This window comes from Streptomyces niger (genome assembly GCF_000718305.1).
Lineage (GTDB): Bacteria > Actinomycetota > Actinomycetes > Streptomycetales > Streptomycetaceae > Streptomyces > Streptomyces niger.
On record NZ_JOFQ01000001.1, the window covers coordinates 752,399 to 775,268 of the forward strand.

A 22,870-nucleotide genomic window follows, 5' to 3' on the forward strand; every position below is an offset into this window, starting at 1 on the left:
CTGACATCCCGCGTGCTCCGTTGAGCCAGCCTTCGTGTTAACGTCCAGCGCATGGTCGGTAAAGCCGCTGAAAAGGGCGCCACGCTGGCGGATGTCGCTCAGCGGGCCGGAGTCTCCCCCACGACCGTCTCCCGCACCCTGCGCGGGCTGCCGACGGTGTCCCCCGGAACCCGGGCACGCGTGGAAAAGGCAGCGCACGAACTGTCGTTCGCCATCTCACGCAGCGCGTCCAGCCTGGTCACCGGGCGCACGGGCCGGGTCGCCGTGCTCGTACCCAACCTCGACTCCTGGTTTCTCGGCGCGGCGCTGGCCGGCCTGGCGCCCGCGCTCAACGCGCTCGGCCTGGACATGCTCATCTACAGCGTCACCACAGCCGAGCAGCGCACACAGTTCTTCGACCGGCTGCCGGCCCGCCGCAACGCCGATGCCCTGCTCGTCGTCAGCTTCGCGCTCTCCACGGAGGAACGGGCGCGCCTGGACGACCTGGGCATGCCACTGGTCTTCGTCAGCCAGCACGAACAGGGCCGGGCCGGCGTCTACGTGAATGACGTGGAAGCCGCCCAGCGCGGCACCCGCTACCTGCTCAACCTCGGCCACCGGCGCATCGCCTACCTGGAGCCCGCGGACCCCTCGGGTTTCGCCTGGAGCAGCAGGGCCCGCCTCGACGGGTACCGTACGGCCTTGGCAGAGGCCGGCATCGACCAGGACGACGACCTCGTCCGCCAGGTCGCCGACTGGCAGGGGGCGGGCCTGGAAACGGCGGTGGGACGGCTGCTGAGTCTTGCGGAGCCCCCGACGGCGGTCTTCGCCGAGACGGACGACATCGCCTTCAGGCTTCTCACCGTGCTGCGCGGCGTCAACATCGCGGTACCCCAACAGATGTCCGTTCTCGGCTTCGACGGCCACTCGATGGCCGCGCCGTGGGACCTGTCCACCATGGCCCAGCCGGCCCGCCGACTGGGCCAGGCCGCGGCCGAGCTGGTCCACCGCGTGATCCACGACCCCGAGGCCCATCTGGAACAACACGTGGTCCTGCCGGTGGAACTCCTCCCCCGGGGCAGCACCGGCCCGGCACCCCGTCCCACGCGCCCGGGGACGACAGACCATGTCACAGTCACATCTACGGCAAGTGACAGCGGCGAGGCGGCCCTCCGGTCCGGTCCTGGGGAGACAGACGCGGACTGAGCCTGCTGTCAGGGCCGGACCGTGCGGGCCTGATGGTGGCTGTTGCGGGCTCCGCCGTGTCGGGGGCCTCAGCCCAGCCCGGGTACCGCGGAGAGCAGCAGGTCGATCAGTTTGATGCCGATGAAGGGCAGGACGAGTCCGCCCAGGCCGTAGCGCAGGAGGTTGCGGCGGAGGAGGTCGTGGGCGGAGGCCGGGGTGTAGCGCACACCGCGGAGGGCCAGCGGGATGAGCGCGATGATGATCAGGGCGTTGAAGATGATGGCGGAGGCGATGGCCGAGGTGGGGCTGTGCAGGCCCATGACGTTCAGCGCGGACAGGCTCGGATAGGCACCGGCGAACATCGCGGGAATGATGGCGAAGTACTTCGCCACGTCGTTGGTGATCGAGAAGGTCGTCAACGCCCCTCGGGTGATGAGGAGTTGCTTGCCGATCTCGACGATCTCGATGAGTTTCGTCGGGTTGGAGTCGAGATCGACCATGTTGCCGGCCTCCTTGGCGGCGGAGGTGCCGGTGTTCATCGCCACGCCCACGTCGGCCTGGGCGAGGGCCGGCGCGTCGTTGGTGCCGTCGCCGGTCATCGCGACCAGCTTGCCACCGGCCTGTTCCCGTTTGATCAGGGCGAGCTTGTCCTCGGGGGTGGCCTCGGCGAGGAAGTCGTCGACGCCCGCCTCCTCGGCGATGGCGCGCGCGGTGAGCGGGTTGTCACCGGTGACCATGACGGTCTTGATGCCCATCCGGCGCAACTCCGCGAACCGTTCGCGAATGCCGTCCTTCACCATGTCCTTGAGGTGGATCACGCCGAGTGCCCGCGGTCCGTCCCAGTCGTGTACGGCGACGAGCAGCGGTGTGCCGCCGGCCGCGGCGATGGCGTCGGCGAACCAGCGCGCCTCGTTCGGTACGTGGCCGCCGTACCGCTCCACCCAGTCGATCACCTGCGGTACCGCGCCCTTGCGGACGTGGCAGACGGCGCCGTTGGGCCAGCGCAGGTCGATGCCGCTCATGCGGGTGCGGGCGCTGAACTCCACGAAGCGGGTCCGCTCCAGCTCCCCCACCGGCGGCTCGTGCACGCCGTACTTCTCCCTGGCCAGGGCCACCACGGAACGGCCCTCCGGAGTTCCGTCGGCCAGTGAGGAGAGCTGCGCCGCGTCCGCCAGCCGTAGCTCGGGGATGCCGGGCAGCGGTACGAAAGCGGTCGCGACACGGTTTCCGTGGGTGATGGTGCCGGTCTTGTCCAGCAGCAGGGTGCCCACATCTCCGGCCGCCTCGACGGCGCGTCCGCTCATGGCGATGACGTTGCGCTGGACGAGGCGGTCCATGCCGGCGATGCCGATGGCGGAGAGCAGCGCACCGATGGTGGTGGGGATCAGGGTGACCAGGAGGGCGACCAGGACCGTGGTGGACTGGTCGGAGTCCGCGTAGTCGGCCATCGGCTGGAGGGTGACCGTCACCAGGACGAAGACGATGGTGAGTGCGGCGAGGAGGATGTTCAGCGCGATCTCGTTGGGCGTCTTCTGCCGGGACGCGCCCTCCACGAGCGCGATCATGCGGTCCAGGAAGGTGTGGCCGGGGCGCGAGGTGACCCGTACGACGACCCGGTCGGACAGCACCGTCGTACCGCCCACCACACCGGACCGGTCGCCGCCCGCTTCCCGGATGACGGGCGCGGACTCACCGGTGACCGCGGACTCGTCGACGGCTGCCGCACCGTCGACCACCTCGCCGTCGGCGGGGATCAGCTGGCCCGCCTCGACCAGGACGAAGTCGAAGGGCTGGAGGTCGGTGGCGCGGACCGCCTCCGTCACCGCCCGGTCCAGGTTGGTTCCGACCCGCCAGTTGTCGCGCAGCCGCAGCGCCACGGTGTCCGTACGGGCCTTGCGCAGCGACTCCGCCTGCGACTTGCCGCGCCCCTCGGCCACGGCCTCGGCGAGGTTGGCGAAGATGACGGTGAGCCAGAGCCAGCAGCTGATCACCCAGGTGAAGACGGTGGGGTGCAGCAGCGCCGAGAGCGTCGTCAGCGCCGCGCCCACCGCGACGACGAACAGCACCGGCTTCCTGACCAGCGCCCTGGGCCGCAGCTTGCGCAGGGCTTCGGGCAGGGACGACAGCAGTTGCTTGGGGTCGAAGAGACCGGCAGGCGCGGCCCGTCGCCGTCTGCCCCGCCCGGGCCGCGGATGTGGGCTCCGGTCCTCGCCGGTCGTCCGAGGCCTGGTGGTCGTCGGATCGGACGGTGCCTGCTGTGGGGCGGCAGGAAGCATAGGAGGTGACCTTCTGGGCGTGACGGGCCGGTTGTCAGGGCGGGTTCGGCCTGCGGGGCGGCAGGGAACGATGGCCGCCGGGCTCTGCCGGGGCCGGGGCGTCGGCCCCGGCAGAGCTGCGCGCGACAGCGACGGTGTTGAGGGAGCCGCCGCGTGCGCGCCGCCAGGAGGTGCGCTTCCTGTCGGTATCGGGCGCGGTGCGTCCGGCCGTTCCCTCGGGGAACGGCCGGGACCGGCATCCCGATGACGAGCGCGGGCCTCCGGTGGCCGAGCAGGAACGTATCCCGGACGCGAGGCCGGGAACCACGGTGCCGCCGCGTTTTGTCGGCTCCCTGACGGGCCGTCCGACCACGGCGCCAAGCCTGCGTCAACGGCCCCCGGGAGAACGTCAGGAGGGCGTCAAGAGTGCTACTGGTGTGCGAGAACGATCGCAGACTGGGCGGCGCGAGGACGACAAGCCGTCCCTGTCGCGCGACCGGCGGCTGCCGCTCACCGTCGGTGCGGCGGGTGGCCCGGAGAGGGGGCCCGGGCCACCCGCCCCGGCGCGAGGCGGCACGGCTGTCCCGCCGCAGGACCGAGCCGGCCGCATCGACGAGGGGGATGCGGCCGGGCGGCCCGTTGGCTTCCCGCTCCGTCAGGCGGGCGTCAATGCGGCAGGCCCACGCGACAAGAAAGTGCGGCCGGCTCTCCCTCGCCGAGCCCACCCGGGTGACCGTGGTCGGCCGGCACTGCGAAGCGGGCGACATCCTCGCCTCCCACGTGCCCCTGCCGGGCGACATCCGTCCGGGTGACCTGCTCGCCGTGCCGGCCGCCGGCGCCTACCACCTGTCCATGGCGTCCGCGTACAACCTCATCGGCCGCCCGCCGGTGGTCGCCGTGGCAAGCGGGAGGCCACCTCCGAGCGGCCGGCCACGTGTTCCCTTCCGCCGCCCGGAGGTGCCCACGGCCACGGCCTCTTCTGCTCTGCCCTCCCGCCCCCACCGTCAACGGACCGTGAAGACCGGGGCCAACAGCGCGAAGAACGCGTCAGGGTCGCACGCGATGGTCTCCGGGCGGCCCGAATCTGGGCGGACCCAGGTATGTCGAAGGAGTACCCGCATGTCCGTCCTGACCAGCGAATACCGCAGTGCCCCCGGGCACGAGGACCCGTCGGACCCGCCCGACCGCGACCCCGGTGAACGGCACCGGCTCACGACGGTCACCGGCCTGGCCGCGCTGTCGCTGGACGCGATGGCCTCGGTGGCGTACGGGCCCGAGGCGATCGTGCTGGTGCTGGCCGCTGCGGGTGGCTACGGGCTCGGCTTCACCCTGCCGGTGACGCTGGCGATCGCCGGGCTGCTGGCGGTACTGGTGGCCTCGTACCGGCAGGTGATCGCCGCCTTCCCGGACGGCGGCGGCTCCTATGCGGTGGCCAGGACGTACCTGGGCCGGCGCGCCGGCCTGGCCGCCGCGGGATCGCTGGTACTGGATTACGTGCTGAACGTCGCGGTGGCGGTTACCGCCGGTGTCGCAGCGCTCACCTCCGCCTTCCCGGCGCTGTACCCGGACCGGCTGTGGCTGTGCCTGGCCGTCCTGACCCTGCTCACGGCAGTCAACCTGCGCGGCATCGTCGACTCGGCGCGGGCGTTCATCGTGCCGACCGCGGTCTTCGTCCTCTCGATCCTCGCACTGATCGTGGTGGGGCTGTTCCGCTCGGCGCCGGTGAGCACCGAGGCCACTGCCGGGCACGCCCCGGTCCTGGCCGACAACGCCACCGGCGTCGGCGCACTGCTGCTGCTCAAGGCGTTCGCGTCCGGCTGCTCCGCGCTCACCGGTGTCGAGGCGATCGCCAATGCCGTGCCCTCCTTCCGGATTCCGCGGGCCGGGCGGGCACAGCGCGCGGAGGTCGCCCTCGGCGCGATCCTCGGCGCGATGCTGATCGGGCTGGGAGTGCTGATCTCACGGTTCGGGCTGCAGCCGGTCGAAGGCGTCACGGTCCTCGCGCAACTCGCCGATGCCGCGCTCGGGCACAACTGGGCTTTCTATCTTGTGCAGTTCGCGACGACGATGCTGCTCGCGCTGTCCGCGAACACGTCCTTCGGCGGCCTGCCGGTACTGCTGAAGCTGCTGGCCCGCGACAACTACGTACCGCACGTCTTCGCGCTCAAGGCCGACCGCCAGGTCCATCGGCACGGCGTGCTGGCCCTGGCCGGCATTTCGGCGGCGCTCCTGGTCTTCTCCGGCGGGAACACCAACGCCCTCGTCCCGCTCTTCGCGATCGGCGTCTTCATCGGCTTCACCATCGCGCAGGTCGGCCTGGTCCGCCACTGGCGTCAGGTGCGCGGCCCCAAGTGGCGTGCCAAGGCGGTGCTGAACTGTTCCGGTGCGGTCCTCACCGGCAGCTCGGCGGTGGTGGTCACCGCCACGAAGTTCGCCGACGGTGCATGGCTCGTCGTCATCGCTCTGCCCCTGCTGGTCGCGGCCTTCGAGACGGTGCACCGGGCCTACGCGGCGATCGGCGAGCGGCTCGGCCTCGGCCGGGTCCCCGAATGCCCGCACCGGGATCGCTCACTGGTGATTGTTCCGGTGTCGGGTCTGTCGAAGCTGACCAGCGAGGCGCTGACCGCCGCCGTGTCCCTCGGCGACGAGGTACGAGCGGTGACCGTCTGCCATCCCGACGCCGAGGACCATGCCCGGACCGACGCGCTGGAGCGGGACTGGGCACTGTGGCAGCCGGGCGTCCCGCTGGTCCGCCTCCGTTACGAGCGCCGGGCACTGGGCCGCCCGATCGCCGCGTACGTACGAGAGACCGCGGCCGCCGAGCCCGGCACCCGGATCACCGTCCTGATCCCGGAGGTCGAGCCCGCCCGGCTGTGGCAGCGGCTACTGCAGAACCAACGCGGCGCGATCGTCGCCCACGCCGTGCGTCGCGACACCGACGCGGTCATCTGCCGGCTGCGCTTCCGCCTGTCCTGATCGCTTCCGTCTGTCCTGGCCCACCACGGTTTCCTGCCGGCCCGCCCCGTCCGGGTGCGCGCCGTCAGCGACCTTTTCGCAGGTCGGCGGGGTGCGCGTATGGGATGCGTCAAGGGCGAGCCACCCCTCGTAAGGAAGCCGTCAACGGCAATCACAGTGGCTCGAAAAGGCGGTTTGCTCTAACCGTCAGTTCAACATTCCTTCTCGTTCAGGAGCTCTCGATGGCCGACGTGGCCTTCGTCGTCACCACACTCGCGGTCTTCGCGCTGGTGGCCCTCGTCGCCAAGGGGGTCGCAAAGCTGTGACCGCCGAAAACATCGTCGGCCTCGCCGTGGCCGCTGCCCTGCTGGGCTATCTCGTCCTCGCACTGATCTACCCGGAGAGGTTCTGAGCACCACCATGAGCCCCTTCCTCGCAGCGGTACTGCAGCTGCTCGCGCTGATAGCCGCGCTCGCTCTGGCATACCGCCCCCTCGGCGACTACATGGCCCGCGTCTACTCCTCCCCGCGCCACCTGCGCGTCGAGAAGTGGATCTACAAAACCATCGGTGCCCGCCCGGACACCGAGATGCGCTGGCCCGCGTACCTGCGCGGCGTGCTGGCCTTCTCGGCCGCCGGCGTGCTCTTCCTGTACCTGCTGCAGCGGCTCCAGGGCTCGCTGCCCGGCTCGCTCGGCTTCGCCTCGATCGACCCGGACCAGGCGTTCAACACCGCCGCCTCCTTCGTGGCCAACACCAACTGGCAGTCCTACGCGGGCGAACAGGCCATGGGTCACGTCGTGCAGACCGGCGGCCTGGCGGTGCAGAACTTCGTCTCCGCGGCGGTGGGCATGGCGGTAGCCGTGGCCCTGGTCCGCGGCTTCGCGAGGTCCCGCACCGGTGAACTGGGCAACTTCTGGGCCGACCTGGTGCGCGGCACCGTCCGCATCCTCCTCCCGATCTCCGTCATCGGCGCGATCGTCCTGGTCGCGTGCGGCGCGATCCAGAACTTCGCCGGCATTCACGAGGTCGGCCAGTTCCTGGGCGGCCACCAGCAGTGGCAGGGCGGCGCCTACGCCTCGCAGGAGGTCATCAAGGAGCTGGGCACCAACGGCGGCGGCCTCGCCAACGCCAACAGCGCCCACCCCTTCGAGAACCCCAACGGCTTCACCAACCTCTTCGAGATCTTCCTGATCCTCCTCATCCCCTTCGCCCTGACGCGGACGTTCGGCCGCATGGTCGGCAACCTCAAGCAGGGGTACGCGATACTCGCGACGATGGCGACCATCTGGCTCGGCTTCGTGCTGCTGATGTGGGCCACCGAGTTCACCCACCACGGTCCGGCGCTCCAGGCGGCCGGCGGTGCGATGGAGGGCAAGGAGACTCGCTTCGGCGTCGGCGCCTCGTCGATCTTCGCGGTCACCACGACCCTGACCTCGACAGGAGCGGTCGACTCCTTCCACTCCTCGTTCACGGGTCTCGGCGGCGGCATCACCCTGCTGGGCATGCAGCTCGGCGAGATCGCGCCCGGCGGCGTCGGTTCCGGTCTCTACGGCATGCTGATCATGGCCATCATCGCGGTGTTCATCGCGGGCCTGATGGTCGGCCGGACACCGGAGTACCTGGGCAAGAAGATCGGCACCCGCCAGATCAAGCTGGCCGCCTGCTACATCCTGATCACCCCGGCACTGGTGCTCTGCTTCGCCGCCGCCGCGATGGCGCTGCCCACCCCGCCGCACTCCGTTCTCAACCCCGGTGCGCACGGGTTCTCGGAGGTCCTGTACGCGTACACCTCCGGCGCCAACAACAACGGTTCGGCCTTCGCCGGGCTGAGCGCCGACACCCCGTGGTTCAACACCACCATCGGGCTCGCGATGCTCCTCGGCCGCTTCCTGCCGATGGTGTTCGTCCTCGCGCTGGCCGGCTCGCTGGCGGAGCAGAAGCCGACGCCGGAGACGGCGGGCACCCTGCGTACCGAAAAGCCGCTGTTCAGCGGCCTGCTGGTCGGCACCATTCTGATCATCACCGGGCTCACCTACTTCCCGGCACTCGCGCTGGGCCCGCTCGCCGAAGGGCTGGCGTCATGACTGCCGAACCAACGAAAACCGACACGACGAAAACCGACACGACGAACCAAGAGAACGCGATGTCCTCAGCCACTCCCACGCGGGCACCGCACCAGGACCTGCCGACCGGGCACAAGGATGAGGGGCGGGTCGGCTCGGGCCTGTTCGAGCCCAGGCAGCTGATCAAGTCGCTGCCGAACGCGGTGCGCAAGCTCGACCCCCGCATCATGATCAATTCTCCGGTCATGTTCGTGGTCCTGGTCGGCTCGGTGCTGACCACGGTGTTCTCCTTCAAGGACCCCGGCGACTGGTTCGGCTGGGTGATCAGTGCCTGGCTGTGGCTGACGGTGATCTTCGCGAACCTGGCGGAGGCCGTGGCCGAGGGCCGCGGCAAGGCGCAGGCCGACACCCTGCGCAAGGCCAAGACCGACACGGTCGCCCGCCGGCTGACCACCGACGGCGGCACCGAGGAGCAGGTGCTGGGCACCGAACTGCGCGTCGGCGACCGGGTGGTGTGCGAGGCGGGCGACATCATCCCCGGCGACGGCGACGTCGTCGAAGGCGTGGCTTCCGTCGACGAGTCGGCCATCACGGGCGAATCGGCCCCGGTCATCCGGGAGTCCGGCGGCGACCGGTCCGCGGTCACCGGCGGTACCAAGGTGCTGTCCGACCGCATCGTCATCAGGATCACGGCGAAGCCCGGCGAGACCTTCATCGACCGGATGATCAACCTGGTCGAGGGCGCGGCCCGGCAGAAGACACCCAACGAGATCGCGCTGAACATCCTGCTCGCCTCGCTGACCATCGTCTTCCTGCTCGCCGTGGTCACCCTGCCGCCGTTCGCCGACTACGCCGGCAAGCACCTGACCATGGTCGTCCTGGTCGCACTGCTCGTGTGCCTCATCCCGACCACGATCGGCGCGCTGCTCTCCGCGATCGGCATCGCCGGCATGGACCGCCTCGTCCAGCGCAACGTCCTGGCGATGTCCGGGCGAGCCGTCGAAGCCGCGGGCGACGTCTCGACCCTGCTGCTGGACAAGACCGGCACCATCACCCTCGGCAACCGCCAGGCCGCCGAGTTCGTACCGGTCAAGGGCGTCACCGCCGCCGAGGTCGCCAACGCCGCCCAGCTCTCCTCGCTGGCCGACGAGACCCCCGAAGGCCGCTCCGTCGTGGTCCTGGCCAAGGAGAAGTACGGCCTGCGCGAGCGCACTCAGGGCGAGCTGGAACACGCGGAGTGGATCACCTTTACGGCCCAGACCCGCATGTCGGGCGTGGACGTCGACGGCCGCAGGGTACGCAAGGGCGCGGCCGGTTCCGTACTCAACTGGGTCCGGGAACAGGACGGCACGGTCGCCGAGGACGCCGACACCCTCGCCAACGAGATATCCGAGGCGGGCGGCACACCGCTGCTGGTGGCCGTCGAGGACACCGAGGGCGCCCGCGTCCTGGGCGTCATCCACCTCAAGGACGTGGTCAAGGAGGGCATGCGCGAGCGCTTCACCGAGCTGCGCCGGATGGGCATCAAGACCGTCATGATCACCGGTGACAACCCGCTCACCGCCAAGGCCATCGCGGAGGAGGCGGGCGTGGACGACTTCCTCGCCGAGGCCACCCCCGAGGACAAGATGGCCCTGATCAAGCGCGAGCAGGCCGGCGGCAAGCTGGTCGCGATGACCGGCGACGGCACCAACGACGCTCCCGCCCTCGCCCAGGCCGACGTCGGCGTGGCCATGAACACCGGCACCTCCGCCGCCAAGGAGGCCGGGAACATGGTCGACCTCGACTCCAACCCGACCAAGCTCATCGAGATCGTCGAGATCGGCAAGCAACTCCTCATCACCCGCGGGGCGTTGACGACGTTCTCCATCGCCAACGATGTCGCCAAGTACTTCGCGATCATCCCGGCACTGTTCGCGGCGGTCTACCCCGGCCTGGACAAGCTCAACATCATGCAGCTGTCCTCCCCCGACTCCGCGATCCTCTCCGCCGTCATCTTCAACGCGCTCATCATCATCGCGCTGGTACCCCTCGCCCTGAAGGGCGTCCGGTACCGGCCGACCAGCGCGGACAAGCTGCTCCGCCGCAACCTCGGCATCTACGGCCTCGGCGGCCTGATCGCCCCCTTCCTCGGCATCAAACTCATCGACCTGCTCCTCTCCCTCATCCCTGGCATCGGGTGACGACCACCATGAACAACTCGGTAACGAACACCGCGCGACTGTTCGGCGCGGGCCTGCGCGCCCTCCTCGTCCTCACCGTCGTGTGCGGCGTGCTCTACCCGCTCGCGGTCACCGGCATCGCCCAGGCGCTGTTCCACCACAAGGCCAACGGCTCCGAGATCAGGAGCGAAGGCAAGGTCGTCGGCTCCGAACTCATCGGCCAGCGCTACGACCTGCCGCTGAAGAAGGGCCAGGAGACCCCGCAGCCCGACCTGAAGTGGTTCCAGCCGCGCCCCTCCAACGGCCTCGGCACCAACACCGTCAACACCCAGTACAAGCTGCTGGTCTCCGGCGCCACCAACCTCGCCGCCGACAATCCCGAGCTGCTGAAATCCGTGAAGGAGGCGCAGACCGCCGTCATCAAGGACAACTCGGTGAACGGCTACCGGGTGAAGCCTTCGGACATCCCGGCCGACGCCGTCACCTCCTCCGGCTCCGGCCTCGACCCGGACATCTCGCCCCAGTACGCAGAACTCCAGGTACACCGCATCGCGGCGAAGAACCACCTCTCCGTGGGGCAGGTACGGAAGCTGGTCGAGGACCACACCGACGGCCGCGTCGCCGGCTTCATGGGCGAACCCCGGGTCAACGTCCTCCAGCTCAACCTCGCACTCCGGGAACTCACCGAGAAGGGCTGATGGGCTTACCCGCACGACCGCGCACCGACGGGCTCAGGACAACACCTGACCCCGTCGGTTGCCGTACTCACCGAACCGATGACGGCACAGGCGGTCCCCACAACCACAGCTACGGCAGGAAGGGCGCGGACCGATGACCCGGGTACTGGTGGTGGAGGACGATCCGCAGCTCGTCCGTGCCCTGGTGATCAACCTGCAGGCGCGCCGCTACGGCGTCGACACGGCACCGGACGGCACCACCGCGCTGCGGGTCGCCGCAGCGCGGCAACCGGACGTGGCCGTGCTCGACCTGGGGCTGCCCGACATGGACGGCGTGGACGTGATCAAGGCCTTACGCGGCTGGACCAGGATTCCCCTCCTGGTGCTGTCCGCGCGCCAGGGATCCGATGACAAGGTCGCGGCACTCGACGCGGGCGCCGACGACTACATCACCAAGCCGTTCAGCATGGATGAACTGCTAGCCAGGCTGCGCGCCGCCGTCCGCCGCACGGAGACCACCCCGCTCGCCCCGGAAACGGCGGTCGTCACCACGAAGGACTTCTCCGTCGACCTCTTGGCCAAGAGGGCTTCCCGCGACGGGCAGGACGTACGCCTGACGCCCACCGAGTGGCACCTCCTGGAGATCCTCGTCTGCCACCCGGGTCGCCTCATTTCGCAACGGCACCTTCTCCAGCAGGTATGGGGCGCGTCCCGGAGCGACAGGACCCACTACCTCCGGGTGTACATGGCGCAGATCCGGCGCAAACTCGAACCGGACCCGTCGCACCCGCGCTACCTGATCACCGAGCCCGGCATGGGATACCGCTTCGAGCCCTGACGCACCCTTCCCACCCGCCCCGACCGCATGTGGCCACCACGCCCACACCGACCACCACGCCCACACCGACCACAGAGACGAGACGATGGCACGCGGAAAACTCCGGATCTACCTCGGTGCGGCGCCCGGCGTCGGCAAGACGTACGCGATGCTCGCCGAGGCACACCGCCGCGTCGAGCGGGGCACGGACTGCGTCGTCGCCTTCGTGGAACACCACGGGCGGCCGCGCACCGAGGTCCTGCTGCACGGCCTGGAACAGGTCGAACGCAAGGAGCTGGAATACCGCGGCAGCGTCTTCACCGAGATGGACGTGGACGCCGTCCTCGCGCGGCGACCGGCCGTCGCCCTGGTCGACGAGATGGCCCACACCAACGTCCCCGGGTCCCGCAACACCAAACGCTGGCAAGACATCGAAGAGCTGCTGGCCGCCGGCATCGACGTCGTCTCCACGGTCAACATCCAGCACCTGGAGTCGCTGGGCGACGTGGTCGAGTCGATCACCGGAATCCGGCAGCAGGAGACCGTGCCGGATGAAGTGGTGCGCCGCGCCGACCAGGTCGAACTGGTCGACATGTCCCCGCAGGCACTGCGCCGCCGGATGGCACACGGCAATGTCTACAAGCCGGACAAGGTCGACGCGGCCCTGTCGAACTACTTCCGCCCCGGCAACCTGACCGCGCTGCGGGAGCTGGCGCTGCTGTGGGTCGCCGACCGGGTCGACGAGTACCTGCAGGAGTACCGCACCGAACACCGCGTCTCGAAGATCTGGGGCTCGCGTGAGCGCATCGTCGTGGGGCTGACCGGCGGTCCCGAGGGCCGTACGCTGATCCGCCGGGCGGCGCGCCTGGCGGAGAAGGGGGCGGGCGGTGAGGTGCTGGCCGTCTACATCGGCCGGAGCGACGGACTGACCTCCGCCTCCCCCAAGGAACTGGCCGTCCAGCGCACCCTGGCCGAAGACCTCGGCGGCACGTTCCACCACGTCATCGGCGACGATGTCGCCACCGCGCTGCTGGACTTCGCCCGCGGCGTCAACGCCACCCAGATCGTGCTCGGCGTCTCGCGCCGCAAGCCCTGGCAGTACGTCTTCGGGCCCGGTGTCAGCGCCACCGTGGCCCGCGGCTCCGGCCCCGACCTGGACGTCCACCTCGTCACGCACGACGCGATGGGCAAGGGACGCGGGCTGCCGGTGACCCGCGGCGCACGGTTCGCCCGCCCTCGGCTCATCGGAGGGTGGCTGACCGGCGTGGGCGGACCACTCCTGCTCACTCTCCTCCTCAGCAGCTTCGCACCGGAGGTGGGCCTGGCCAACGACATGCTGCTGTACCTGTCCCTGACGGTCGGCGCCGCGATCCTCGGCGGACTGTGGCCCGCCCTCGCCTCGGCCGTCGTCGGCTGCCTGCTGCTGAACTGGTTCTTCACCCCGCCGGTCCACACACTGACCGTCAATGACCCGCAGAACATCGTCGCCATCGCAGTCTTCGTCGGCGTCGCGCTCTCGGTCGCCTCCGTCGTGGACCTCGCGGCCCGCCGCACCCAGCAGGCGGCCCGGCTCCGCGCCGAGTCGGAGGCGCTCTCGTTCCTCGCCGGCAGCGTGCTGCGCGGCGAAACGGGCCTGGAAGACCTGCTGCAACGGGTACGGGAGACGTTCGCCATGGACTCCGTGGCCCTGCTGGAGCGGCAGAGCGACGTCGACCCGTGGACCTGTGCCGGCCGGGTGGGAAACGGCTCCCCGGTCGAGCGGCCGGAGGACGCCGACGTCGACATGCCCGTCGGCGACCACATGACCCTGGCGCTCTCCGGCCGGGTCCTGCCCGCCGAGGACCGCCGCGTGCTCGCCGCCTTCGCCGCCCAGGCGGCAGTGGTCCTGGACCACCAGCGCCTCCAGAACGAGGCCCAACGGGCACGGACCCTCGCGGAGGGCAACCGTATGCGTACCGCCCTGCTGGCGGCCGTCAGCCACGACCTCCGTACGCCCCTCGCGAGCATCAAGGCATCCGTCACCTCGCTCCGCTCCGACGACGTGGACTGGTCCGAGGAGGATCAGGCCGAACTCCTCGCCTCCATCGAGGAGGGCACCGACCGCCTCGACCACCTGGTGGGCAACCTCCTGGACATGTCCCGGCTCCAAACCGGCACGGTGACGCCGCTGAACAGAGAGATCGACATCGACGAGGTGGTGCCGATGGCCCTGGGCGGCCTCCCCGAAGGCAGCGTGGAACTGGAAATTCCGGAGACCCTGCCGATGGTCGTCGTCGACCCCGGACTGCTGGAGCGCTCGGTCGCCAACATCGTCGAGAACGCGGTGAAGTACAGCCTTGACGGCACACCGGTACTGGTGTCGGCCAGCGCCCTGGCCGACCGGGTGGAACTACGGGTGGTCGACCGCGGCCCCGGCGTCCCGGACGAGGCGAAGGAGCGCATCTTCGAACCGTTCCAGCGTTATGGCGACGTACCACGCGGGGCCGGCGTCGGCCTCGGCCTCGCGGTCGCCCGTGGCTTCGCCGAAGCCATCGGCTCCACCCTCACCGCGGAAGACACCCCAGGAGGCGGTCTCACGATGGTCCTCACCCTCCCCATCGCGCCAGGCCACCCGCCGGCCCGCCCCGACCTCCCGGCCACGGCCGTCTCATGAGAACTCGTGAGAACTCATGAGAACTCGTGAGAACGAGCGCCGTGCCGGCCCCCTCCCGCGCGCGTCGCTGCCTCCCACCTCCTCATCTCACAGCGCGGAACAGGCCTTCGACCGCCTGAAGGACGGCATCCCGGCGTTCCTCATGGAGCCAGCCGTGCCCGGCCTCGTGGCCGGGAGGGCCAACCCATAAGAGTTGGCCCTCCCGGAGTCGTTGCCCCACCCGAAATCGGCGTTCCTGCCTACGTCACAACGGCATGTCGATCCGATGGGTGCTTTCGTGCTCTCCGCAAGTGAGCGAGAAAGTGAGGCTCAGGGCTCCGGCGCCCGGTGCGGGCCCGGGCTGGAGTGAGATCGAGCCGTCGGTGAACCGGCCTTCTGGTTCGGTACCGAACGCACCGCCTCCGTCCAGGTACTCTCCACCGAGATCGTCCACCGCCTCCACCGACAGGTGGACCGGCGGCCCGACCTCCGTCATCGAACCATCAGGCTCGTCCCGCCACCTCTCCGGGAGCGGAGGCGTGATCCGGTAGAAGAGATCGATCCGATCAGGCCCCCACTTGAGGCGCCGCACCTCCAGCTCGTGACGGCCGCCCAGGACGGCAATCGTCCGCCCCGCACCGGCTGTCCCACTCCTGCGTTTTCCCTTGCCCATGTCCTCTCCATACGCGCATGGCGTCGGCTCCTACGGCTCACCCTGAACCCTTGGGCGGCACCTGGCACGTGATGTACCGCGTGGCGCCCGCCCGCGGATTGCTGTGGCTCTTGATGAGCCAGTAGAAAGTGATCTTGTCCTTGGTGCGGATGGTGTGCTTCGCGCTGCTCCCCTTGCGGTTGTACTTCTTCATGCTGCCGTGGAAGTTGTAGGTACTGGCCCTGGGATGAGGACCGTACGGCGCGTTGATGGCGTGGTTGTTCACCCATGCGTTGGGCATGGACACCGTCACCGCCGGACCGAGCTTCGCGCGGGACTTCGCCGTCAGCTTGAAGTTCCAGCGGACGGTGCCCGCGGGCGTCCGGTCCCAGTCGACATTGGCAACACTGTGCTTCCACACTCCGGTGCACTTCTTGTCCGCCGCGGTGCGGGCATGTATCTCTTCGGCACGCTGGACGACGCGGTCGTACGTGGTCGCCGGCGTCTCCCCCGCCGGAATGGTGATCAGCTCGCCCACATCGGCGTCGTTGTGCTGCTCAGCCGCGTGCGCCGGCAGGGCTCCTCCGATCAGGAGGGAGGCGCTGAGCGCGGAGCAGACCAGCACCAAGCGATGGCTCTTCTGGGCCATTTCCGGGTCCCCGTTCGGTTCGTGCTCACCGGAGCATTCCGATGAGCCCCTATGGTCACCCAGGAAGACGAACCCCCTTGCGCACCACGTTCCTCAGCCACCATCAAGAGATCGTTAAGCTCGCAGTTGGTCTCTGGGCACACGGATACCAGTCACCGCTCGGCTTTCCGCCGCCGATACATTTACGGACCGTTGTTATCTCGGCGATGGCTCCCGCGGAATGGGGGCGACCGTCCGCCGGGACCTCGTCTCCGGCCGGGAGGAGCACGATGGCGCCTGCCACCACTCGTTCGGCCGGGATTTCGGCTTCCCTGCCGTCCCTGCGCACCCGCGCGTACGCCTTCATCATCGGGACCGCGCACTACGCCTGCTTCCGCCGACCGTCCTTTCGTTGCCGCGCACGGCTCTTGCCCGTGTCGGGCGCCTCGTACGGATCTGCCGGGACCCCCTGCGGCGCTTCCTTCTCCAACTCCGTTTTGGCCCGGGCGAGGTCCCGGCGGGCCGATTCGCTCATCATCGGGTAGTGCGGGTCGATACCGATCAGTGTGTGCGCGAGTACAGCTGCCGCGCAGAGCCGGGCCAGCCACTTGCGATCCGCCGGTACGACGTACCAAGGAGCCCACGGGGTGCTGGTGGCCGAGAGCATTCGGGAGAGGGCATGCTGGTAGTCGTCCCAGTGCGCACGCTCACGCACATCGGCCGCCGAGAACTTCCAGTTGCGTTCCGGCACGTCGATCCGCTTGAGGAACCTGACCCGTTGCTCTTCCTTGGACAGGTTCAGGAAGAGTTTGACCACCGCGAAGCCGTTCTCGGCGAGATACCGCTCCCAGGCGTTGATCTCCCGGTAGCGCCGCGCCCAGACGCCACCGTCCTTCGCCTGCTCGGGGAGCCTCTGGCGGTCGAGGTTCTCCGGGTGCACCCGCACCACGAGGACCTCTTCGTAGTGCGACCGGTTGAAGATGGCGATCTCGCCGCGCCGGGGCAGCCGACGTGCATAACGCCACAGGTAGTCGTGGTCGAGCTCTTCGGCGGAGGGCACCTTGAAGTTCGACACGTGTACGCCCTGCGGGCTCATCCCGCTCATCACATGGCGGATCGTCCCGTCCTTGCCGCCGGCGTCCAGCGCCTGCAGACACACCAGCACACCCCAGGCCTGCTCTGCGGCCAGCCGCCGCTGGTATTCAGCCAGCAACTCGATGCCCACGCGCAGCAACTCGACCCCGTCCGACTTCTTCTCGACCCCCGCTCGGGAACCGGGGTCGAAGTCCGTCGCCAGATCCACCTCCGACCCAGGGAGCACCCGCAGCGGTTCGATGAACGCCTCGATGCGTGCGGCCATCGTGTCGGCCGTCGTGTCGGCCGTCGTGTCGGCCGTCGATCCGAGCTGCTCGCTTTCCCAGCGCGCGGACCTCGTCGACGGTAGGTCCCGTGGTAGATCCCGTTGGGGCATGTCGCATCACCTGCCGCCCATCTCGGCCCCGCTCTCCATGACACGAGCCGCCTGGGACCGGGGCGGTGACTGCAGAACGAGCCTACGGCGGCCCATCGGCTTGCGGAACACGTACGGCATTTCCGTCCGCAGGCACCGGCACCACTGCTCACGAGGGTCTCCGCCGGTCTCCCCGAGCGGTGGCCGACCCCGTCAGCAGCGCCGTACGGGGACCCAGCTGCCGCCACGTTCCGCGCCAGGTGAGCACAGCGATCACGGCGGTGGGAAACTTCTCCTGGACTTGCGGGATCCCTTCGCCGATGTCGTCGCCGAGGGGGCCGACGGGCCCTGGTCACCGGCGAGAGTCAACCGCCGGTCCGTGGCCGCCCGTCGGCCTCCGCTCGCCGCCGCTACGCCGCACCGCGGGGCTGCCGGGCCGGCCGGACGGCGAGCCGGCAGACCCGCCGCCAGTCCAACGACGGACGGGGTTCGGGCACCCCGGGGCGTGTACGGGGCACCAGCACACGGAGCGCCAAGGGCCGCACCTCGCAGGTGAGGGGGGTGGGCAGCAACAGTGCTTCGCCGTCGATGCCCACCGGTATGCGCGGGCGGTCGGCATCGACCGTCACGCTCTTCGCCGTGCACCGGGTCAGTCCGGCCGAACGCTGTCCTCGCAGCAGTGCGGCGGCCTGCGCCGCACTGGCGACCTTCACGCCGATCACGCCGAGTGTGCCGCCGTTCAGGTACGGCCGGCGGCCCAGGCCCGTGGCGTCCCCCATGCCGTACGGATTGTTGCTGACGAGTACCGCCTGGGGGCCCGTCATGGTGACGTCGGCGGTCCGGGCTGTCAGGTGGGCGCCACGGTGCCCGGCCAGGAAGTCCGGGAGCATGGCTGCGATGGTGCGGGTCTTGCCGTCCCGGTAGGACGGACTCTGCACCACTTCGGCGTAGGCGCCGAACGACACGTTGTTCACGAAGGGCCGGCCGCCCGCCCGGCCGAGGTCGACGTGGAGTTCCACCCCGTCCCGCAGCGCATCGAGGGCCTTCGAGGGATCGTCGCGGTCCAGGCCCAGGTCGAGGGCGAAGTGGTTGCGGGTCCCCGCCGGAATGACCAGCAGCGGTACGTCGTGCGAGGAGGCCACTTCGGCGACGACGGCCTGAGTGCCGTCCCCACCGGCCACGCCCAGGAGGTCGGCGCCCTTGGCGACTGCCGTCCGCGCCAGTCCGGCCACGTCCACCGGAACTGGGTCTGGGCCTGGGCCTGGGCTTTCCAGGAGCACGACGTCGGCTCCCAGTGCCTCCGCCTTCTCACGCAGTCCCCAACGCTCGACCTTGCCGCCGCCGGAACGCGGGTTCATGATGATGAAAGGCTGCCGTGGCGGGAAAGCCGGGAACTCCGGCATCGCGGCCGGACGGTCGACGCGCACCAGGGCCAGCCGGCCGGCCACGCCGGCGGTGAGCCACAACGCAACGGACAGCGCGGCGATCCACGTCACGTGTTGCCGCACGTACTGCACCAGCACCAGGGCCGGCGCGGCAACGGCCAGTACGAGGGCGAGAACCCTGGGAGCACCGCGATGCGTGAGCGCCCACCACATGGCGGCCACCATCACCACCAAGCCGCTCGCCCCCACCCCGACCAGAGCAACTGCCCTCAGTCCCGCGCACAGGAGCAACACGGTCACGGCCGCCGCTGCCGTCAGCAACGACATGCGTGCCCACCACTGCTCCCCCGCCACCGTGCGACCCCGGGGCCGCACGGCTCGCCCTCCCCGCGCCACGGTGCGTCGTGGTGACCGGGCAGTGGCCCCTTGCCGAGCGAGTCGGTGCCAAGCACTCATCAGCGCCTCCCCCCTGCTCCGCCCAGCTTGGCACGGAGCCCGCCGCACGGCACCCTCCGCAATCCCCGGCACCGCTGCCTTTTCGCCCGCCCGGCCATGGCCCCCTCCGCACGGCCGCCCTACTGCCGACAGCAACCGGACCCAGGACAACGGCCGTGGGCGCGGGCGGACTCGGTGCCGACATCGTGCATCCGCCGGCCGCCGCCGGTCGGGAGGCGTCCGGCTTCTTGTCATCGACGTGGACCAGGTCGCCGACCCGGTCGCGCTCGTACCACTACCGCAGACCGACGAGAAGGCCGAGTTCTTTCACAGCACCCTGCTCGCCGAGTGGGCTCACCAGCGGCCCGCCACCTCAGAGCGTGAACGCCCGGCCGTCGCGAGCGGTGCACGACAAGGCCGTCGGCCTCGGTTCAGGGGCGCGGTGGGCGCGGCGGTAGGCCAGTGGGGACAGGCCGAGGTGGGTGTAGAAGTGCTTGCGCAACGCCACGGGGTCCCCGAAGCCGCAGGCCGTGGCGATCCGCGCGACGGTCAGGTCGCTGGATTCCAGCATGGTGCGCGCCTGGGTCAGCCGGCTCTGCAGCAGCCATTGAAGGGGGCTCGTACCCACCTCGGCGCGGAACCGCCGGGTGAAGGTGCGCTCACTCATGTGGGCATGGCGGGCCATGTCCTGCAGCGTGAGCGGCTCGGCCAGCCGGTTCAGTGCCCACTGGCGGGTGGCCGAGGTGGAACGGTCGGCATCCTTCGGCACCGGGTGCTCGATGAACTGTGCCTGTCCGCCCTCGCGCCATGGAGCCACCACGCACCGTCGTGCTGCGGAGGTGGCCACGGCCGCGCCGTGGTCCCTGCGGACCAGGTGAAGGAACAGGTCGATGCCGGCCGCCCCGCCGGCAGCTGTCAGGATGCGTCCGTTGTCGACGAACAGTACGTCCGGATCCACCTCGACGTCGGGGAACAGCCGGGTGAACCGGTCGCACAGTGCCCAATGGGTGGTGGCCCGCAGTCCGTCGAGCAGGCCGGCCGCCGCGAGCAGGAATGCCGAGGTGCACAGGCTGACGATGCGGGCCTCGGGACCGATCCGGGCGAAGGCTTCGGCAACCCGGGCGGGCAACTCGCCGGTGGTCAGCAGGTGTTCGTCGGGCTCCTGAGTGGCGATCACCACGGTGTCCGCACCCTCCAGGAGGGACTCGTCGTCGTCGACGACGATCCGGAAGCCCTCGTTCGTGTGGACCGGCCGGCCGCCGAGCGAGCAGGTCGTCACGGAGTAGAGCCGTGCTCCGGACGGGTCGAGGGCCTCGTTGAGCACCCGGGCCGGAATGCCCAGGTCCATCGGCATGACCCCGTCGAGGGCGAGAACGGCTACACGATGCGGCATGGCTGGAATGGTACGACAGGTGGCCGCCCGGCCACTCACGGCGTCCCTGAGCGCTCGGCGAGGCTGAAGCACGTGCCCGGGCTCCTGACCTGGGCCGAAAGACATACGAAGCAGATACGAGCGAGGAAATATGAGCGAGCAGACCATGCGCGCCGTCACCGTCAAGGAGTTCGGCGGGCCGGAGGCGCTGACCGTCGACCGGGTCGCGCGCCCCGAGCCACTGCCGACCGAGGTGCTGGTGCGTGTGCATGCCGCCGGGATCAATCCGGTGGATTGGAAGACCCGCGCGGGCCACGGTATGGCCGGGCTGCAGACGCTGCCGCTGATCCTCGGCTGGGACGTCTCCGGCGTCGTCGAGGAGGTCGGTTTCGGTGTCACCACGCTCGCACCCGGGGACGAGGTCTACGCCATGCCGTGGTTCCCGCGCCCGGCCGGCGGGTACGCCGAGTTCGTCACGGCACCGTCCCGCCAGTTCGCCCGTAAGCCGGCCTCGCTCTCGCACGTAGAAGCCGCCGCCCTGCCGCTCGCGGCGCTCACCGCGTGGCAGGCCCTGGTGGACACGGCGCGCGTCACCGGCGGGCAGCGGGTGCTGGTGCATGCCGCGGCCGGTGGCGTGGGGCACTTGGCGGTGCAGTTCGCCAAGCACCTCGGCGCCGAGGTGATCGCGACCGCCCGCGAGCCCCGGCACGCCTGGCTCAAGGAACTGGGCGCGGACGAGACGATCGACTACACCCGGCAGCGGTTCGAGGAGGCCACCGGCCAGGTCGATGTCGTCATCGACCTGATCGGCGCCGCGGACGGCACCGATGCGCGATCGGTGGCGGTGGCCCGGCCCGGCGGCCTGATCGTCTCCATCCCGGGCGGTGTCTCGGACGCGCTGGCCGCCGCGGCCGGACAGGCCGGTGTGCGCACCAGCCCGCTGCTGGTCGAGCCGGACGCAGCCGCCCTGACGGCCATCGCCGACCTGGTCGACTCCGGCGCGGTCCGGGTCGAGGTCGAACGCACCTTCCCCCTGGAGCAGGCCGCCGAAGCGCACCGGCTGGGCGAGACCAACCGCACCCGCGGCAAGCTCGTGCTGGAGGTGGCGCAGTGACGTCGGCGACCGCGCTCGTGGTGGGAGGCACCGGGGCCATGGGTTCCCGGGTCGTCCGCGCCCTCGCCGCACGGACCGGCACCGTCGTGCGCGTACTGACCCGCGACCCGTCATCGGACCGGGCTCGCGCGCTGGTCGACAACACCCCTGGCGACGTCCGGCCCGTCCGCGGTGACCTGGACGACGAGCAGTCTCTGAAGGCCGCTTTCCAAGGCGTCGACGAGGCCTTCTGCAACACCGACTTCTTCGCCACCGCCAGCCCTCAGCAGGAGTACGCACAGGGGCTGCGGGCCCTGCGCGCGGCACAGCAGGCCGGGGTGGACCGGTTCGTCTGGTCGTCACTGGACAACGCCGCCGTCCTCACCGACGGGCGTATCCCGGTCCCGCACTACGACGCGAAGGCCGCTGTGGAGGCTTACATCGCGTTGCAGCGCTCCGAAGAGGCCATGCGGCAGGAGACCGACGGCTGGTACTCGCGGCACGTCGCCGTCCTGGTGACCGCACCGTACTTCGAGAACCTGTACGGCCTGGCGCCGCAGCCGGCCCGGCTGCCCGACGGACGTGAAGGCCTCGTGTTCGCCCTGCCGCTCGGGGAGACCGGCCGCTGGCCCCTGATCGCGCTCGACGACATCGCCTACTTCGCCCGCCACCAGCTCGACCACTGGGACGACTGGGGCGGCCGGACCCTGCGCATCGCCGCCGAAGCGCTCACCGGTGACCAGATCGCGGCGGCGTTCGAGAAGGCGACCGGTGTACCGAGCGTCTACCGGGCGGTGGCCCTCGACGAGTTCAGCCGGTCCCTACCCGGAATCGGCCACGACCTGGCCGCGATGTTCGCCTTCTTCCAGGACCGCGACCTCGTCTCCCACGACCGGGACCTGCAGAACTTGCGCGCCCTGCACCCCGAACTCGCCACCTTCGGCGACTGGTTGACCGTCACGGGATGGGACGGCACCGCCGGGGGATGACAACGCGACGGCACCGCACTCCGTACGTCGCACTCCGGACTCCGCACGTCGCACTCGGGACTCCGCACTCCTTTGGCGCCCTCTCGCCGGTCCGGTCGACACCGGCAGCCGGCCGAAGACAACTTTTGCTCCTGAAGAGG

At 70.1% G+C, this 22,870-nt stretch carries 17 protein-coding genes and 1 pseudogene; 11 read left to right on the forward strand and 7 right to left on the reverse strand.

Annotated features, from left to right (window positions below; all coding sequences use genetic code 11):
• Positions 1 to 51: 51 nt before the first annotated feature.
• Positions 52 to 1,185: a LacI family DNA-binding transcriptional regulator gene (locus IF20_RS03390; RefSeq protein ID WP_324605546.1), complete on the forward strand. Its 1,134-nt coding sequence runs from the start codon at positions 52 to 54 to the stop codon at positions 1,183 to 1,185.
• 68 nt (positions 1,186 to 1,253) lie between these two features.
• Here IF20_RS03390 and kdpB (IF20_RS03395) read toward each other — a convergent pair whose 3' ends face one another.
• A complete protein-coding gene (gene kdpB / locus IF20_RS03395; protein WP_052863351.1) occupies positions 1,254 to 3,440 on the reverse strand; it encodes a potassium-transporting ATPase subunit KdpB in 2,187 nt (728 codons plus the stop codon).
• 648 nt (positions 3,441 to 4,088) lie between these two features.
• Here kdpB (IF20_RS03395) and IF20_RS40860 point away from each other — a divergent pair.
• The 8 genes and pseudogenes from IF20_RS40860 to IF20_RS03425 form a co-directional block, all read left to right on the forward strand.
• Positions 4,089 to 4,244: pseudogene (locus tag IF20_RS40860) on the forward strand (diaminopimelate decarboxylase); the annotation flags it as partial.
• 294 nt (positions 4,245 to 4,538) lie between these two features.
• The gene (locus tag IF20_RS03400) at positions 4,539 to 6,395 is read left to right on the forward strand and encodes an APC family permease (protein WP_234426465.1); all 1,857 of its coding nucleotides are present in this window, start codon (positions 4,539 to 4,541) and stop codon (positions 6,393 to 6,395) included.
• Between the two features lie 301 nt (positions 6,396 to 6,696).
• Positions 6,697 to 6,786, forward strand: coding sequence for a K(+)-transporting ATPase subunit F (gene kdpF / locus IF20_RS37310; RefSeq protein WP_110943744.1), 90 nt, complete (start codon positions 6,697 to 6,699; stop codon positions 6,784 to 6,786).
• A gap of 8 nt (positions 6,787 to 6,794) precedes the next feature.
• Positions 6,795 to 8,459 (forward strand): potassium-transporting ATPase subunit KdpA, encoded by a 1,665-nt coding sequence (kdpA, locus tag IF20_RS03405; protein ID WP_052863352.1) that lies wholly within the window; start codon positions 6,795 to 6,797, stop codon positions 8,457 to 8,459.
• Positions 8,460 to 8,518: 59 nt separating this feature from the next.
• Positions 8,519 to 10,621, forward strand: a complete 2,103-nt coding sequence (gene kdpB, locus IF20_RS03410) for a potassium-transporting ATPase subunit KdpB (RefSeq protein WP_052863353.1) — start codon at positions 8,519 to 8,521, stop codon at positions 10,619 to 10,621.
• A gap of 8 nt (positions 10,622 to 10,629) precedes the next feature.
• Positions 10,630 to 11,298 (forward strand): potassium-transporting ATPase subunit C, encoded by a 669-nt coding sequence (locus IF20_RS03415; protein WP_052863518.1) that lies wholly within the window; start codon positions 10,630 to 10,632, stop codon positions 11,296 to 11,298.
• Between the two features lie 133 nt (positions 11,299 to 11,431).
• Positions 11,432 to 12,115 carry a response regulator gene (locus IF20_RS03420; protein WP_052863354.1) on the forward strand — a complete coding sequence of 228 codons (684 nt, stop codon included), beginning with the start codon at positions 11,432 to 11,434 and terminating at the stop codon, positions 12,113 to 12,115.
• Between the two features lie 85 nt (positions 12,116 to 12,200).
• On the forward strand, positions 12,201 to 14,747 hold the full coding sequence (locus IF20_RS03425) for a sensor histidine kinase (protein WP_052863355.1): 2,547 nt from the start codon (positions 12,201 to 12,203) through the stop codon (positions 14,745 to 14,747).
• A gap of 244 nt (positions 14,748 to 14,991) precedes the next feature.
• Here IF20_RS03425 and IF20_RS38930 read toward each other — a convergent pair whose 3' ends face one another.
• From IF20_RS38930 to IF20_RS03450, 6 genes are all read right to left on the reverse strand, one after another.
• Entirely contained in the window at positions 14,992 to 15,222 is a 231-nt protein-coding gene (locus IF20_RS38930) for a hypothetical protein (RefSeq protein ID WP_199896462.1), read from the reverse strand.
• Positions 15,223 to 15,436: 214 nt separating this feature from the next.
• Positions 15,437 to 16,027, reverse strand: a complete 591-nt coding sequence (locus IF20_RS03435; protein ID WP_052863357.1) for a hypothetical protein — start codon at positions 16,025 to 16,027, stop codon at positions 15,437 to 15,439.
• Between the two features lie 103 nt (positions 16,028 to 16,130).
• Positions 16,131 to 16,376 carry a P-type ATPase gene (locus IF20_RS40425; protein WP_110943746.1) on the reverse strand — a complete coding sequence of 82 codons (246 nt, stop codon included), beginning with the start codon at positions 16,374 to 16,376 and terminating at the stop codon, positions 16,131 to 16,133.
• Between the two features lie 12 nt (positions 16,377 to 16,388).
• Positions 16,389 to 17,366 (reverse strand): polyphosphate kinase 2 family protein, encoded by a 978-nt coding sequence (locus IF20_RS03440; RefSeq protein WP_052863358.1) that lies wholly within the window; start codon positions 17,364 to 17,366, stop codon positions 16,389 to 16,391.
• A 500-nt stretch (positions 17,367 to 17,866) separates the two neighbouring features.
• Positions 17,867 to 19,168 (reverse strand): diacylglycerol/lipid kinase family protein, encoded by a 1,302-nt coding sequence (locus IF20_RS03445; RefSeq protein WP_052863359.1) that lies wholly within the window; start codon positions 19,166 to 19,168, stop codon positions 17,867 to 17,869.
• 481 nt (positions 19,169 to 19,649) lie between these two features.
• The gene (locus IF20_RS03450; RefSeq protein ID WP_052863360.1) at positions 19,650 to 20,669 is read right to left on the reverse strand and encodes a GlxA family transcriptional regulator; all 1,020 of its coding nucleotides are present in this window, start codon (positions 20,667 to 20,669) and stop codon (positions 19,650 to 19,652) included.
• 130 nt (positions 20,670 to 20,799) lie between these two features.
• Here IF20_RS03450 and IF20_RS03455 point away from each other — a divergent pair, with 130 nt between their 5' ends.
• On the forward strand, positions 20,800 to 21,762 hold the full coding sequence (locus IF20_RS03455) for an NADP-dependent oxidoreductase (protein WP_052863361.1): 963 nt from the start codon (positions 20,800 to 20,802) through the stop codon (positions 21,760 to 21,762).
• Complete coding sequence (locus IF20_RS03460; protein ID WP_110943748.1) at positions 21,759 to 22,730, forward strand: NmrA/HSCARG family protein; 972 nt, start codon at positions 21,759 to 21,761, stop codon at positions 22,728 to 22,730. Before IF20_RS03455 ends, IF20_RS03460 begins: the two co-directional genes overlap by 4 nt.
• The last annotated feature ends 140 nt before the right edge of the window (positions 22,731 to 22,870 follow it).